This is a genomic window from Pedobacter sp. MC2016-05, assembly GCF_026239735.1.
In the GTDB taxonomy this organism is placed as follows: Bacteria; Bacteroidota; Bacteroidia; order Sphingobacteriales; family Sphingobacteriaceae; genus Pedobacter.
Map to the genome: position 1 here is coordinate 23127 of NZ_JAPIVT010000017.1, position 15585 is coordinate 38711.

Annotated in this window: 18 protein-coding genes; all 18 read left to right on the forward strand. The window is 45.6% G+C overall.

Annotated elements, in window-relative coordinates; genetic code table 11:
• The first annotated feature begins 302 nt into the window (after nucleotides 1–302).
• The 18 genes from OQZ33_RS18375 to OQZ33_RS18460 all read left to right on the forward strand — a co-directional run bounded on the left by OQZ33_RS18375 (nucleotide 303) and on the right by OQZ33_RS18460 (nucleotide 15574).
• Nucleotides 303–1253, forward strand: coding sequence for a toprim domain-containing protein (locus OQZ33_RS18375; protein ID WP_265800727.1), 951 nt, complete (start codon nucleotides 303–305; stop codon nucleotides 1251–1253).
• 90 nt (nucleotides 1254–1343) lie between these two features.
• Nucleotides 1344–2315, forward strand: coding sequence for a toprim domain-containing protein (locus tag OQZ33_RS18380; RefSeq protein WP_265800728.1), 972 nt, complete (start codon nucleotides 1344–1346; stop codon nucleotides 2313–2315).
• Nucleotides 2316–2401: 86 nt separating this feature from the next.
• Nucleotides 2402–3022, forward strand: a complete 621-nt coding sequence (locus OQZ33_RS18385) for a hypothetical protein (protein ID WP_265800729.1) — start codon at nucleotides 2402–2404, stop codon at nucleotides 3020–3022.
• 27 nt (nucleotides 3023–3049) lie between these two features.
• Complete coding sequence (locus tag OQZ33_RS18390) at nucleotides 3050–3364, forward strand: hypothetical protein (RefSeq protein ID WP_265800730.1); 315 nt, start codon at nucleotides 3050–3052, stop codon at nucleotides 3362–3364.
• Entirely contained in the window at nucleotides 3361–3678 is a 318-nt protein-coding gene (locus OQZ33_RS18395; protein ID WP_265800731.1) for a DUF4134 family protein, read from the forward strand. The genes OQZ33_RS18390 and OQZ33_RS18395 overlap by 4 nt, the downstream gene beginning before the upstream one ends.
• Nucleotides 3679–3691: 13 nt before the next feature.
• Nucleotides 3692–4003: a DUF4134 domain-containing protein gene (locus OQZ33_RS18400; protein WP_265800732.1), complete on the forward strand. Its 312-nt coding sequence runs from the start codon at nucleotides 3692–3694 to the stop codon at nucleotides 4001–4003.
• A gap of 11 nt (nucleotides 4004–4014) precedes the next feature.
• The gene (locus tag OQZ33_RS18405; protein ID WP_265800733.1) at nucleotides 4015–4290 is read left to right on the forward strand and encodes a DUF4133 domain-containing protein; all 276 of its coding nucleotides are present in this window, start codon (nucleotides 4015–4017) and stop codon (nucleotides 4288–4290) included.
• Nucleotides 4287–6722, forward strand: a complete 2436-nt coding sequence (locus OQZ33_RS18410; RefSeq protein ID WP_265800734.1) for a TraG family conjugative transposon ATPase — start codon at nucleotides 4287–4289, stop codon at nucleotides 6720–6722. The genes OQZ33_RS18405 and OQZ33_RS18410 overlap by 4 nt, the downstream gene beginning before the upstream one ends.
• Nucleotides 6722–7384: a hypothetical protein gene (locus OQZ33_RS18415; protein WP_265800735.1), complete on the forward strand. Its 663-nt coding sequence runs from the start codon at nucleotides 6722–6724 to the stop codon at nucleotides 7382–7384. Before OQZ33_RS18410 ends, OQZ33_RS18415 begins: the two co-directional genes overlap by 1 nt.
• Nucleotides 7381–8031 (forward strand): hypothetical protein, encoded by a 651-nt coding sequence (locus OQZ33_RS18420; RefSeq protein WP_265800736.1) that lies wholly within the window; start codon nucleotides 7381–7383, stop codon nucleotides 8029–8031. Before OQZ33_RS18415 ends, OQZ33_RS18420 begins: the two co-directional genes overlap by 4 nt.
• 1 nt (nucleotide 8032) lies before the next feature.
• Complete coding sequence (locus tag OQZ33_RS18425) at nucleotides 8033–8701, forward strand: hypothetical protein (RefSeq protein ID WP_265800738.1); 669 nt, start codon at nucleotides 8033–8035, stop codon at nucleotides 8699–8701.
• Entirely contained in the window at nucleotides 8698–9468 is a 771-nt protein-coding gene (locus tag OQZ33_RS18430; protein WP_265800739.1) for a hypothetical protein, read from the forward strand. Before OQZ33_RS18425 ends, OQZ33_RS18430 begins: the two co-directional genes overlap by 4 nt.
• The gene (locus OQZ33_RS18435; RefSeq protein ID WP_265800741.1) at nucleotides 9465–10592 is read left to right on the forward strand and encodes a plasmid transfer protein; all 1128 of its coding nucleotides are present in this window, start codon (nucleotides 9465–9467) and stop codon (nucleotides 10590–10592) included. Before OQZ33_RS18430 ends, OQZ33_RS18435 begins: the two co-directional genes overlap by 4 nt.
• Complete coding sequence (gene traK, locus OQZ33_RS18440; RefSeq protein WP_265800743.1) at nucleotides 10592–11212, forward strand: conjugative transposon protein TraK; 621 nt, start codon at nucleotides 10592–10594, stop codon at nucleotides 11210–11212. Before OQZ33_RS18435 ends, traK begins: the two co-directional genes overlap by 1 nt.
• Before the next feature lie 8 nt (nucleotides 11213–11220).
• Entirely contained in the window at nucleotides 11221–11592 is a 372-nt protein-coding gene (locus OQZ33_RS18445; protein ID WP_265800744.1) for a hypothetical protein, read from the forward strand.
• A 6-nt stretch (nucleotides 11593–11598) separates the two neighbouring features.
• A complete protein-coding gene (gene traM / locus OQZ33_RS18450; protein ID WP_265800745.1) occupies nucleotides 11599–12753 on the forward strand; it encodes a conjugative transposon protein TraM in 1155 nt (384 codons plus the stop codon).
• 10 nt (nucleotides 12754–12763) lie between these two features.
• On the forward strand, nucleotides 12764–13585 hold the full coding sequence (locus OQZ33_RS18455) for a DUF4138 domain-containing protein (protein WP_265800747.1): 822 nt from the start codon (nucleotides 12764–12766) through the stop codon (nucleotides 13583–13585).
• 12 nt (nucleotides 13586–13597) lie between these two features.
• The gene (locus tag OQZ33_RS18460) at nucleotides 13598–15574 is read left to right on the forward strand and encodes a TraM recognition domain-containing protein (protein WP_265800748.1); all 1977 of its coding nucleotides are present in this window, start codon (nucleotides 13598–13600) and stop codon (nucleotides 15572–15574) included.
• Nucleotides 15575–15585 lie beyond the last annotated feature (11 nt).

Here is a 15585-nt window from a genome sequence, read left to right on the forward strand (position 1 = left end):
TGCTAAGATCTTAAATAGGATGAACTGCTTTCAGCTTTAGTGATGGAGCGGCTTTGGCTTTAGCTCGGAAAACAATGAGGTCAAAATCGATCTTGAGCGATTGATGAGAAAGCTTATCAGGTTTTGTGAAGCTTTGAGATAATGCTAAAAAGTGAAAGCGTACTGGTGGACGATGGGTCCGGTTTTTAAAACGACCTTGGTATTTCCAAATTATACTATAGATAGAGGCTCTTCTCTGAGACTTCTATCTCGAGGGGCGTTAAGCCCTTATTCATTTTATGAATTTCTAAAACCAAAACAATATGTCAGCTTTTTTAAACGTGAAAGAGATCAAGGAGAAGGTATCTCTTCTTGGACTTTTGAAGAATCTGGGCTTTACGCCCCAGAAAATTTCCGGTGGAGAGCATTTCTTTCTCAGCATGCTGCGTGAAGAATATACCGCCTCGTTATGTATCAATGACAAACTTGGTGTCTGGTTCGACTATGCAGGGGCTGGGGTATCGGGCATAAAAAGTGGAAGCATAATCGATTTCGGCCTGGCTTATTGGTATCCCTCAACCTTTCCGGAGGTTTTAAGAAAAATTGTAGAATATGCGCAGCTGGACTTGAGTAAACCACACAACGGCGTTGTTCTAGGAAAACGTAAACATCCGGTTGAAAAAAACCGCGAATATCAGGTCATGGCGGTTTCCGAAGCAATAGATAATGAAGCCATTGACGCTTACCTCAAAGCAAGGGGAATAGCTGATGTTGCTGAGGGCTATTTATATGAACTTCATTATGCTGTTATGGATAACAGACAGCCGGGAAAGAATTATTTTGCATCCGCATGGCCCAACGAAAACGGAGGGTGGGAGTTAAGGAACAAATACGTCAAAGGCTGCATTGGGTACAAGGGCATGACCTTCCTCCAGGGATCAGTTGACCGACTTAGCGTGTTCGCAGGTTATTTTGATTTTTTAAGCTGGAAGCTGGAACATCCCCGGGACCAGGCATCTATACTGGTATTGAACTCGCTTTCATTTCTTCAGGCGGCAAAGGCAAGATCCAAACACTTCCGATGGGTCGAGCTTTATTTCGATCAGGATAACGCTGGTATCTCGGCTACCCGGGATTTTACCAGGGAAGTAAGCAATAGTGCGGACTGTTCCTTCAATTATGAGGGCTTCAAAAACTACAATGAAAAACTAATGGCAGATTTGACTACAACCAATTTAGCTAAAGGAGAGCTTTTGACTTCAATGGTCTCTTAAAAGGTCAACGATACATCAGCACCGATATCAGTTTCTAAAACATCCGTCTTTTTATAATCCTGATGGCTAACGGTTTTAATCAAGATTTTTATGAATGAAAACAGATTTGATTTAGAACAGATCCGAAATGCATACCCGCTTAGTTCCTTTCTTCACCAGCTCGGCCAGCAGCCTAAGCGCTATTCGGGAGGTGAACACTTTTATCACTCTATGCTCCGGGACGGGGATAGAAATCCATCATTCTGTGTAAATGACAAACTGGGTTTTTGGTATGATCATGGTTTGGGCAAAGGGGGAACAATTTTCGACCTGGGCAAAGCGCTATGGCCCACGCTTGACTTTAAGGATGTCGTGGAAAAGATTCTGGCAACTATGGGATCCGCTCACCAGAACCATGTACCTCTACAGCCAAAACCCGCGCAGCTTGAAATTCCATTGCGCCATCCAAGTTACATCGTTCACGAAGACCTTGCCCTTGGTGGGAATAAGCAGATCAAAGCCTATCTCCAGTCCAGAGGCGTATATGATCAAAGTTCTCCTTTAAGAGAACTTTATTATTCAATAAAGCCGGAAGGAAAAACAAGGATGTCCTTTGCAGCAGCAGGCTGGAAAAATGATCTGGGAGGATGGGAGGTGAGGAGTAGCGGATTTAAAGGATGCCTGGGCAATAAAGGGGTAAATTTTATTGCCGGAAATGAGAATAAGGTCAGCTTTTTTGAAGGGATGATGGACTTTTTGAGCTGGAAAGTACAATCTGGTGCTCAAGGATCTGCCGCAATTATACTCAATTCAGTCTCGCTGCTTTCTTCTGGAATCAAGCTGGCCAGGCACTTTCCCATTATTGATATTTATTTTGATCATGATCTGGCCGGACAAAACGCGACTGCTGCTTTAAAAGAGCAATTCCCATGGGCAGTAGACCGCTCGGCAGTTTATGCCGGATATAATGATTTCAATGAGTACCATCAATCTCAGCTGAAAGCAAGGGGGCTCCCGGAATGCAAATTGCAAAGCAAGGATATGAACGGGTCAGTTGATGAAACCAAATTTTTAAGCCGATGAAAAGTGAAGCTCAAAGGAGAATCTGCCGGCTATGCTTCCAGGCTAGCAGGGTTCTGCAACGCTAAAGCCTAAAAAAAAACAAAACTATGAACATTGCATTTTCCAACCTAAAGGGCGGCTGCGGCAGTACGACCCTGGTTTTACTCATGGCGCATTATTTGGCCAGCTTAAATAAAACCGTGTATCTGATCGATCTCACTCATGAGCGTTCGCTAGAAATGTTGCACCAGAAATCTTTGCTGCTGGAAGAAAAACTGCCTTTTGAATTTTTTTCCTCCGACCTTTCCAAAGCACTACTGCTGATCAATAGGCTCTCCAAGGGAGATGTGGTGTTACTTTTTGATCTGCCCAAGTTATCAGAAGATCAGCATTATCTAAGGATATTCACGCAGATCAATACCTTTATTATCCCCTTTACCTATGGCACGCTCGGCATTAGCGCTGCTGTTCGGTATGCATTGATCGCCTCTAAACTTGCAAAACACGCTAACACCATTTTTCTGCCTAATGGACAGGGTGAAAATATCACAGGTGAACATAGCGCCTATGCACAGGAGTTGCTGAGAAAATTAGGAAAGCTGTCGGCACCCTTAAGTTTTCATCTGGGGCTACAAAGCCTGGAAAGCCTGAGCATCCCGGCTCAAATTCTTTTTGATTTCTGGGCTCCCCTGGGACTTCTTTCCGATCAGTACCTACAGGTGAATTAATTCGCTAACCTTAATAATCCATCACTAATGAACTGGACAACCTTTCTTATTTATCTCCTTGGCGCATATGGTTTATATTACCTGGTCAACGTCCTGCTGGATCTGCTTATCAGATCTCCGGGGGATGCTAAAGCTAAGCCTTTCCCGGTTTACCAGATCCAAACGGAGCCCGAGCCAATAGATGCCTCCATGATTCCCCAAGAAGAATCCTATACCCCTGAAGAAGCTCAGGTGCTTTCCTCCGGAGCGCTAGAAGCTACAGGTGCTGTGAAATTAGACGAGCTGATCATGGAGGCGCAGGCGGAAGCCATCGAATGCACAAAGAAAATCATGCACTCATGAAAATCACTTCCAGGCAGATCTGCACAATGCTCGGTATTCTTATTCTGTGCAGCGCTTCAGGGATACTAAGAGCCCAGGTCCCGGGAATCCCCGAATTTTATCAGGCGAGTGCTGAAATTCGAAACCACTATTTTTCTTTTAGTGATCTGGCCTTTGTGATCGGGGCGATCACTGGGCTACTGGGCGGCTTACGTGTTTTCGCCAACTGGCAATCGGGAAGGCATCATATTGATGCTCAGGTGACGGGCTGGTTATATTCCTGCCTCTTTTTAAATCTCTGCGGGATATTTCTCCGCGGATTATTCAGATTATAAAAATCAAAAAAACATGAAAAAAAACTCAAAATTATCAATTGCCTTATTAATAGGCATACTCGCGGGTGCCAAGGCATCTGCTCAGACCGGCGGAGGCACCACCGGAATCAATGCTGCAACCTCTACCCTTACCAGTTACATCGATCCGGTATCTACCCTGACTTTGGCCATCGGGGCTGTCGTGGGGATCATTGGTGGCATTATGGTGTATATCAAGTGGAATTCCGGAGACCGGGATATCAGTAAAGAGGTCATGAGCTGGGGCGGATCGTGCATCTTTTTGGTACTGGTGTCTGTGGTGATTAAAGCATTTTTTGGCGTATAAACCATATGCCTATGGAACGTTACCCCATTTACAAAGGCCTGGAACAGCCCTTAAGTTATAAAGGGCTAAAGGGAAAATTCATTGGTTGGGGAATAGCCTCACTAGGCTCAGGATTATTTTTTGGCGGACTCATCGGTGCGTTATCGAGCATGTATCTGGGGTTTTTGCTGAGCATTTTACTCTCGGGTGGACTTTTCAGCTATACCCTGTACCGTCAGAAAGGCGGATTATACAATAAAACAAAGACCAGTGGTTTATTCATACACCAAAACAGACTTCGATTATGAAAACCCATGTTTTTGAGTTGCCTTATCTTGGATACGGCAATTTTGAAGGCGTTGACATGCTCTACACCTCAGCCGGGGATTATTCAGTAGTCATTCAGATTGAAAATCCTGTTTTGGTGCTCAGTGCGGATGAAAGGGGATACCAGGATTTTCAGGAGCTGCTGATGAAAATCATAAAGGTGATCGGGGAGGGTCATCTTTTACAAAAACAGGATGTGTTCATATCCAGGAACTTTCAGTCCCCACCAAGCGGGGAATATCTTCAAAAAGCATATAATGCACACTTTGAAGGTCGACCATTCATCGAAATGAGAACTTATCTGGTTCTTACCAAAGTGGTAGACAGGGGAAGATTTTATGTTTTTGATGAAAAATTACTCCACAGTTTTTCCACCTCAGTCTCCAAAATATTTGATCTTTTACAGCAGGCAGGAAGAGATCCCATGATATTGAAAAAGGCGGAGATTGACCGTTATCTACAACAATGCCTCTGCATGGATTTTAGCGGAAACCTGGGCGTAAAAAACAATATCCTTAGCGCAGATCATCAGTTGGAGATCGGAGAAAAGTCGGTTCGCTGTTTATCCCTGATTGACAGCGATGCGATGGATTTACCTGCTGCGCTATCTCCATATCAGAAAAAAAGCGATGGTAAGTCCATGCGGGATTTTCCCATGGACAACCTTTCCTTCCTTCACCAGGTACCGGGAATTGAGTGCATGATTTATAACCAGGTCATTTCCATTCCCTCCCAGCGGGGCATTATCTCCTCGCTCACCCTAAAGCAAAAGCGGCATGCAGGTATTCCTGATCCTGCTAACCGCCTTTGCGAGCAGGATATCGCGCAATTGCTTTCCGAGGTAGCAAGGGATAATCAGCTTTTAGTTCATGCTCATTTTAACTGCATGCTCTGCAGCAAGGGCCAGGGGCTTCAGCAGGCTGTAAATTTCGTAGAGTCTTCTCTTTTTTCACTGGGCATTATTCCCAGCAGAAACGCCTACAATCAGCTTGAGCTCTTCAGGGCATCATTACCGGCGAATGCATCTGCCTTAAAAAAGTATGACCTGGCGCTGCTCAGCGCCAAAGCTGCAGCCTGCCTGTTTTTCAAAGAAAGGCAGTCAAGGAGCGAAGATTCCAGATTTTTAATCCGCTTCACCGACAGGCGGGGAATTCCCATCAACATTGACCCTGCAGACCTGCCGATGAGCAGCGGAAGAATTTCCAACCGATCTAAGTTTGTTCTGGGCGGATCAGGCTCAGGAAAGTCTTTTTTCATGAATAGCCTGGTGGAACAGTACCTGCTTTATAATATGGATGTGGTGATCGTGGATACCGGGCATTCCTATAGCGGACTTTGTGCCTACTATAAGGGAAGGTATCTGACCTACTCTGAACAGGAGCCGATAACGATGAATCCCTTTGCCTTTAAAGCATCGGAATATAATATCGAAAAGCGCGATTTTTTAAAGACACTTATCTTTCTGCTTCTAAAGGGGGTAAATGGCGAGGTATCAGCGGTAGAGGACAGCATCATTTCCAGCGTCATCTCTTCCTTTTATGCCCTTCATTTTAGCGCAGGTGAGGCAAAGAGCGAACTCAACTTTGATGCTTTTTATTTTTATTCCATTCAGAGGATACGCGAAATCTGCGCCAAGGATCATGTCGGTTTTGATGTGGATGCTTACCGCTTTGTGCTCAGGAAGTTTTGTCTGGGTGAAGAATTTGGTCTGCTGCTGAACCTGGCTACAGATTCTTCACTGTTGGAAGAAAAGCTCATTGTTTTTGAGATTGATGCGATCCGTGAACATAAGGTGCTTTTTCCTATCGTCACGCTGATTATCATGGATGTTTTTCTGCAAAAAATGAGACTCAGGGATCATCAGCGCAAGGCGCTGATTTTGGAAGAAGCCTGGAAAGCGATCGCATCTGAACTAATGGCCTCTTATCTGGTATACATGTATAAAACGGTGAGAAAGTTTTATGGCGAGGCGATCGTAGTAACCCAGGAACTCGAAGACATCATTTCCAGTCCAACAGTCAAAAACAGCATTATCGCCAATTCCGATACCATCTGTCTGCTTGACCAGGGCAAATTCCGGGATGACTATACCAAAGTCGCTGCGCTGCTTTCTTTAAATGAAACCGAACAGAAAAAAATCTTTACCATCAATTCCCTGGATAATAAGTCTGCCCGCTCAAGGTTCAAGGAAGTTTACATCAAACGGGGCAGCACCGGAGAGGTGTATGGGGTGGAGGTTTCGCTCAGGCAGTACATGACTTTTTCTACCGAGAAGCCTGAAAAGCGAGCGCTTGAATTTTACTTAGCGCATCATGGAAACTATCAGGATGCGCTGGATGCTTTTATTTTGGATCAGGAAAGATCAGGCCTTTCTTTAAATGAATTTATCAACCAAGTCAATACCCTTTCGTGATGAAAAAACAACTTTATATACTTCTTTTTAGCGGTATCCCAACCTTGCTCAGCGCCCAGATCTATGTAGATCCGAGCACGTCTGCGGCAATGGCCAGCCATTCAGTTCTGATCAATTCCCAGTTGAACAGCAGCAATGAAAAGCTCACCCTGCTGCAACGTGCGCAGCTGAGCGTAGCTGCGGAACTTGCGATCGCCAATGATCTGCAGAGCAGGATATACCGCGGGCTTACCGAGGTATCCTCCGCGCTAAGCAGTCTGCTGGCCGTGAAAGATATTTACGAAATCACCGAGGATATTTTTCTCGATGGGAAAAAAGCAATGAATATTGCAGCGAAAAATCCTGCATTGCTTCTTTTTGCACAGCAGGGAGCCGAAGAATTTCATGCCAGGGCGCTGCGCCTGTCAGCTGAGGTAAGCGGTTTTGTACTCCATGGATCCAAAGATAATCTCATGGATGCGGGTGAACGCTCCCGGATGCTTGCAAAGATTGTAACTGAGCTTTCTATTCTTCGGGGCGTGATTTACGGAATTTACAGGGGCATGTACTGGGCATCGGTGCGCGGATTCTGGAATTCGGTAAATCCCTATTCGGGATTTATAAACGTGGATAAGCGAATTGCCGATGAGGTGCTTTCCAAAAGTAAACTTATCAAAAAATGAAGTCGGGGGGATTTATGTTTTTGCTGATGGCAATCAGCTGTTCCTGCTTTTCGCAGGTGAATGTTGCCCTGCTTCATCAGCTCATTGATAACAGCCGCTCAGAGCATTCCCGCCAGAGCGAACTGCGCGATAAGCAAGGGTTGTCCGCGGCAATTGAGCAGAGCAATAATCTTCAGCAGGGATGGCTGAAGACCACTTACCGCAACAACGCAAAACGGTTTTCGGCCATCGGACTCACTATTGATGCTGTTCAGATCGGGCAGGAAGCGCTTCCGTTGATTTCCAAAATCGCTGCTGAGCAGAGAACGGTTTTATCGCTCTGCGCGGATGACCCGCTGCTGATCGTTCTAGCTATGGAAACCCAGGCAGATCTTGTAGATCGGTCAGTTAAACTGCTGAACTACCTGTATGGAATTTCTCTGAGCATAGGGCAGATCAATGCCATGGAGCGGGCTGACCGGCGTATTCTTTCGGGCTTTGTGGTGAGCGAGCTCAGGACTGTTTCGCTCATGCTGTCCGGATTAAGCACTGCCCTGAAATCTGCAAGGAAAAAACTCCGTTCCCGCGGGCCTGTATTTTCTGATACTGGCAAAAAGGAAAGGCAATTGATCGATCAGATTCTCTCCCGGATAAAGCAACTCAAATAATATGAGACATTTATGGACACTACTGGTCTTCCCATTGCTTTTGGGAAAATCCAGCTGGGCACAAACGGTGGTTTTTGATAAAGATCACTTCGCTATTGTGAATGAAAACGGCTTTGCACGGATATCTTCGGAAATGATGATGCAGGTCAAAATCGATGAGATGAATCAAAGTCTTAAAAACATTAAAATCAATACCTCGGCGCTGGTTTTGAGCCAACAGCTCATTTACCGCTCGCTCACCCAGGTTGATCAGGGCCTCAAAACTGCGCTGGCGGTAAAAGAGATCTCTGCTTTGAGTGGTGAAATCTTTTCCGCCTCGCAGGAGATGGTCGGTTTTGCCTCCCGCCATCCTCATCTTTTACTTTTCGCAGAGCAGGTTTCTTCTCAGCTAAAAGACAGGGGGCTCAGGCTGGTAAAGGAAGTATCCCAGCTGGCATTAAAGGAGGGCGAAAATTTACTGCTGAACTTTGAAAGGCGTGATGCACTTATAAAAAAGATTTCACTTGAATTAAAGCTCATCCGGGCTTTGGTCTTTTCCCTGCACAAGACCATGTTCTGGGCTGCCCAGCGCTCCTTTATTATGCACATCAACCCCTTTAAGGATTTTCTCAACACCGATCGAAGGCTCGCCGGGCAAATTATTTTAAACTATAAAACGCTAAAAAGATGAAATTAACAATTTTGTGTTTAACCCTGTTTTCACTCAGCCTGGGTTTGAACGCCCAGATGAAAATCCGCGACGGTGCGATCATCAATCAGCAGGAGCGGATGGTATTCAAATCATGGGACCGAAACAAGTTTACCCCTACCTCGGGGTTTTTGGGGCTCAATCCGCTTTACTGGATGACCTGGGGGCTTCATCCCAATTATCCAAAGCAGGATCTCAGGCCGCTGGGTCCTGTAGGGCCGCAGACCACGCGCTTAGCACTGGCAATCGCTATGGGAGTTTCAACGCAGGCTTATAAAAAGCATTCCGATACCCTCGCCCAGACCTCAGCGGCGAATTATGCGGCCTATTCACCTTCGCTATCCGATCTTGACCCATTGTGGTCCCTGTATTATTCGGGCGAATTTTCCGCCTTTTCCGCCGATTATACCAAAAGGTTTCGCGGTCTTGGCCCCAGGGAAATCGCCTACCTGAATTCCAGCGGGTTAAGCCTGTGGTATGATGAGCAGTATGCCTCTTTGTCTGAGCGCCTTTCCCTGGTCAGAAGTCTGCCTATGGAAAGGGGATCCAGAATCCTTTCCTATCACCGGCTATTACTGGAACACCGAAAGCTCCGGGCAGCCTGGGAGGATAAAAAAAGCCATTGCAGAAGCTATTTAAATCTCTCCGTTGCTAAAGAAAAGGTGAAAACAAGAGAAACTGCCATAAGCCAAAGCGCTAAAAGCGATATCGAAATAGCAAACAAAATTCTTAAAAATTCGAAATTATGAGCTTACTGAATTTTTCCAAACTGGTGCCCATACTCCAGGTTGAGGTTCCGGGATCTTTCAAGGATACCTTCAATTTTCTGCAGGGCAATGGGGTGTATGAGGAAGGGATGATGCACTTTTTAAAGGGCATGAAGGAAACCATCTGGACCCATTACGATGTGTTCCTGGCCGATGCTCAGGCCTTATGCGCGATATTGATGCTGATTTACTTTGCCATTATCTGTTACGGGATGATTTCGGGAGATAAAAAACTAGAAGTGATGCCCTTACTGCGTCCTTTTGGGCTGGTGATGGTCATTTTGTGGTGGCCAGCTTTCACTAAAGTTATCGCCTATCCCGGAGCGTTGGTAGAAAACCGCACCGAACAGCTTTTTGATGGCAGTCAAAGCCATATCAATGACCTTCGGATGCAGCGGGCAAAGCTGATGGTGGATGTGTCCGATGCACTTTTTAAGCTCCAGGCCAGTACCGAAATTGCGAAAAGCGAAGCGGATACCTGGTATGAAAATGCGTGGGAATCTGTAAAGAGTTCGGTAAAGGAAGGCTTTTCCCAGGTCTGGAATCCGGTAGTGGAAATGCGCAACCGCCTGCAGGTGGGCCTTCAGCTATTGGCCAGCTCGCTTTTGGAAACCATGGCCATCTGGATTTTAAGGATCAGCGTCTATGTGATTTTTATTGTGCAGATCATCTTTTCAACCATCCTGATCATCCTCGGGCCTTTCTCGGTAGCGGCAAGTATTCTGCCCGCTTTCCGGCAGTCTTTTACCGAATGGATCGCAAGGTTTGTTTCAGTAAGCCTGTATTCAGGGATTGCTTATCTGGTCATGTATGTCGCATCCCTTTTTCAGCAGTATGCGCTGGAAGCTGAAATTCTGCGCTATAGCGAGCTGCTCAGCGGGGAGGGAGAAAGCATTGAAAAATTGAGCTGGTTTGCCGCCAACGGGGTACTCTCCTTTGGAATGGTGATCATTACCTTTATCATTGGCGCGATCACCATGTTTACCGTTCCGAGTATTTCTACCTGGATTGTGAGCACTTCAGGGGTAAGTTCAGCGGCGAGCGCAATGGGCAGCGGCGCCACCAGAATCAGCAGTATGGCCACTAGCGCAGTAGGAGGTATGTGATGATTGTAAAAAACATAGAAGAAAAGATCCGCCTGGCGACCAGGCTGTCGCTTTTAAGCTTCATCCTGGCTTTCGCCATTTGCTTTACGGTAAGCATCTATGCCTATCGGCAGGTTTCGGATTCCAGAAAATCCATCTATGTACTGCAGGACGGAAACAGCCCGGTACTGGCCAGGAGAACAGATCTTGAAATTAACAGGGGAGCGGAATACAGGGCACATATTGCCAGGTTTCATTCTCTGTTTTTTTCTTTGATACCCGATGAGAATTTCATTGAGTCCCAGATGCGCCAGGCGATGTATCTCATTGATGAAAGCGGAGCCCAGCAGTACAATAACTTAAAAGAAAGAAATTTTTTCAGTTCGGTTCTTTCCTCCTCCGCGGTGCTTACCATTCATATGGATTCGATCACTTTGGATGAAAAAAAAGGATATTTTAAGTATTATGCTACCCAGCGCATCGACCGCAGAAGCGCAGTTACCCTGCGCTCACTGGTCACAGAAGGCCACTTGCGGGATCTACCTTCCAGATCAGAAAATAATCCACATGCGGTGCTGATCACTTCCTGGAAAACCCTGGAAAATGCCGACAGGTCCACCGTAGAGAAAAACCCATTATAGTTTAGCTTATGAAAGACAACATTTTTTCTTCTGCTTTTAGCAGCGCTCTTGCCTCGCGCCTGCATTTTGTTGGAAAATATCTAACGCTTGCTGCAAGACGGTATCCCAGAAGTATTGTTACGGGCATGATTATACTGATGGTCTTATCTGCAGCGCTGAGTTTTACACTCATGCGGGCCGGGGAACCCTCCACATCTTTTTCTGCAAAGATCGCTCAATATCCCGGAACTCCTCCCAAGATAAGTCCAAGTGCACTACTCGAGGTGTTAGCCTTACAGTCCGAGCTTAAATCATTCGCTGATAAAGATGAGCCAGGCCCCCTGGACAGTCTCCGGATGGAGCAGATTTTAAAAAGAATCCAGCAACTCAATCAAAATTGACCACAAATGAAATCCATAAACCTTAAGCAGCCCCGCTACGTAATCCCATTGATCTGTCTGCCTTTTATATTACTGCTATTTTATGTCTTCCGGATTTATGCGGCGGGTCAAAGTGTGGCTTCTGATGATCCCGCCCTGCAAAGCGAAATCTCTGCAGTTGCCCCAGCGGTTTCCGGTAAAGCGATAGAAGATAAGCTACAGGCTTATAAGCAGCGATATAAAAAAGGCGATGGCTATACCGCTTTAGCTACTATTGATCCAGAGGGTCTCCCGCTAGAGGAGCAGGGATCCCTTTACAACCAAAAAGAAAAGCAGATGCTTGATTCTATCAGTGCGGCCTTAAAATCCCAGAAGCAGCGTTACATGGCGCCGGATCTGCAAGAGCGGACCGGTTATCGGCAGCGCCAAGCCATCACAGATGCTGAAAAGCTAAACCAGGTTTTCTCCCCGATTGGTACCAAAGAATACAAACCAGTTCCTTCCTCAGACCCGATGAGGATTTTTCGGCAGCAGATGGCTATTGTGGACAGTATGAATAAAGCTGCTGTTTCTTCAGCTTCTGCGACATCTTCCCCTGTAAAATCAAAAAACAAAGCCATTCCGGCAGATACGACCAGGCCGCTACAGGTGAAGTTATCAACGGGGTTATCCATAGATCCATACACGATCAGGGCCGAAGAAAACAAGGGAACTTTTATCCAGGCCATGATCGGCGAATCGCTTACCGGATTTTCCGGATCCAGGGTGAGCGTTCGCCTTGCCAGTCCGGTAAGGGTGGGAAGCAGAGAAATCAAAGCTGGAACCACCATTTATGCGATCATCAGCGGCTTTGCTTCCCAAAGGGTGAATCTGAGTATTTCTTCCATTTTTTATCAGGGGGAGATATTGCCCGTAAAGCTTGAAGTATATGATATGGACGGAATAAAGGGGGTTTATATTCCTTCTTCTATTTACCGGGAATTCAGCAGGGAACTTTCCAGTAGCGCAGTTTCGGGCATCGACATGGATTCTTCTTCTGAAAAGAACCAACAGATCATGAGCCTGCTCGGCAGGATGTTTCAATCCACTACCGGGGCGCTCAATAAACTCATCCGATCAAACAAGGCCCGTATCCGTTATCCCTCAATGCTTTACCTGGTCGATCAATCCAATCACAAATAATACTTATCTGATGAAAAATCTAACAATATTTCTTGTTGCCCATCTTTTGCTGCTGAGCTATTATAGCCATGGCCAGAACATCAAAACGCTTCCTGTGCTTTGGCTCGGCCCATCGGCATCTATTCACCTCAGGTCTCCCGAGCCCATCAGCTATGTGGATCTGCCCATAGGCATGTTAAGCGGAGATCTGCCATTAAAAAACCTGCTGCGTTTGCGACTGGATAAAAGTTTTACCCCTTCTGACAGAAAAAATCTTGGGGTACTTACCCTTACCGGAGAGCATTTTTTAGCGCAGTACCAGCTCATCTATTCAGATTCTCCCGAACTTACCCATCCCACCCAGGTTGAGATATTGCCCAAAGACATGGTGCCGCTTTTGCCATCCGATCAGTCTCTTTCTACTCCCCAGATGAAGCAAAAGGCGCTTGCGCTATTGTCCGGCAAGGTAAAAAAACCAGTTCTTCAGCGCTTCTCACAGGGAATCGGTTTGCAGCTTAACCGGATCGCTAGCGCAGGAGATCTTATTTTTCTAGATCTCACACTGACCAATGATACTCATATTGGCTATGAGATCGAGCAGGTCAGTTTTACCATCGAGGATAAAAAGATATCCCGATCCACAAACTTTCAACAGTTTTCAATGCTCCCCAAGTTCGTGTTAAACCCTGCTGATCACTTTGATAAAAGCCATAGGAACATTTATGTGTTACCAAAGGCCGTTTTTTCTCCCTCTAAACAGCTCGTGGTTACTGTCAGTGAAAAGCAGCCCAGTTCCCGTCAGGTGAGTTTAGCATTATCCTATGGCAAGCTGCTGGGAGCAGACAGTTTTTAAGCGGCCAGATCTATGGAAGAAAGAACAGAGCTTCAGGGACTGCACCGCTTCATGCAGTTCAGCATCTATTTATTTGTATCTCTGGATATCGCCTACTTTATCATCCTGCCGGTATTGACTTTTTCAGGCGAACGTAGTGAACTGGCTATTTTAAACCTGCACCGAGGTTTAAGCCGCTTATTGATCTATCAGAAGCCCCTTTATAGCCGGTTATTTATTATGCTGCTTGTTCTTTTAACCTCATTAGGGACATTAAGTAAAAAAAGCCGCGAACTTTCAGCGAAAAAGCACATTGTTATTCCCTTATCGGTTTCCTTGATCCTACTTTTTTCAGGCCTGTTGTTTTATTCCCTTCAGCCGTTTGTATGGCTGAGTATAATCATAAAACCATGGGTATTTTATGTGCTGTTACTGTTAGCGGGGACCATTCTTTTTCACCTTGGCCTGGATAATATCTCAAAGATTGTTTCCTCTAAACTCGGGAAAGATATCTGGAACAGGGAAGGAGAATCTTTTAAACAGGAAGAAAATAAAAGCAGGATTCCTCTATCGGTAAGTATTCCTATGCTTTATTATTATAAAAAAAAAGTCAGAAAGGGATTCATCAATATCGAAAACATTTTTCGGGGCACTTTACTCATCGGCACACCTGGTTCAGGGAAATCCTTTGGCGTGGTCATGCCGTTCATTCGTGAGTTGATAGATAACCGGTTTTGCATATGCTTATACGATTTTAAGTTTCCCGATTTGGCAAGCCTTGCTTACCTGCGCTACCTGAATAACAGGGCCAAGGGGGTAAATATGGATTTTCATGTGATTAACCTCAATCAAGTCGAAATGAGCCGGCGGATCAATGTTTTTAACTCCGGGTACATCAAGACCCTCGCTGATGCGGCAGAAACAGCTGAGGCGCTGGTTGAGGCATTAAAAAAAGGAGATAAGTCCGGGGGAAGTGATCAGTTTTTCACCCAGAGCGCTGTTAATTTTCTAGCAGCGTGTATTTATTTTTTTGCCAGGCTGGAAGGCGGAAAATATTCTACCCTACCCCATGTGCTTTCCTTTTTAAACTGCACCTATCAGCAGATATTTGACTGTCTGACCAGTAATGAGGAGCTCTCCTCGCTGCTTTCCCCTTTTATGAGCGCCTACCGCGCAAAAGCTTTTGACCAGCTAGAAGGGCAGGTGGGAACCCTGAAAATATTTATTTCCCGCATGGCGACTCTGGAGACCTTCTGGGTTTTTTCCGGGGATGATTTTTCGCTCAAGATCAGTGACCCTGAGCACCCCTCGATTTTGGTCCTTGCAAATGATCCCGCCACCCAGAATATCAACTCTACCTGTTATTCCGTTGTTCTTAACCGGCTTACCCGGTTAATCAATTCCAAGGGCAACCTGCCCAGTGCACTGATACTCGATGAGCTTCCGACCATTTTTGTCCACCGGATTGAAAATCTGATTGCGACCGCCAGGTCAAATAAAGTGGCGGTATTGATGGGGTTGCAGGAACTTCCCCAATTCCACCAGCATTATGGAAAGGAAGTAGCCAACACCATCTGCTCGGTGGTAGGAAACGTCCTTTCAGGCTCTGTAAGAAGTAAGGAAACGCTGGACTGGCTGGAAAAACTCTTTGGAAGGGTAAAGCAGGAGTCTGAAAGTCTGTCCATTGACCGGTCCAAATTATCGATATCGTTGTCTGAACGTTTAGAAAATCTGATTCCTTCAGGAAAAATAGCTGCCCTTTCAACTGGAGAAATGGTAGGGATTTTAGCCAGGGAGCCCAACGAAAATTATGCGGAAGCATACGAACCCTCAGTCATTAACTGCAAAATTAATCTTGATCTGAAAGCAGTCGCGGCTGAAGAGGCATCCTATCTACAACTTCCTGTATTCTACGATTTTAAGGGAAATAAAATGAAGGTACTTTCTGAAAACTTCAAAAAAATCAATAACGAAATCAAACTTATCACAGGTAGATTTCTAAAAAGTTAAACCAATAAATT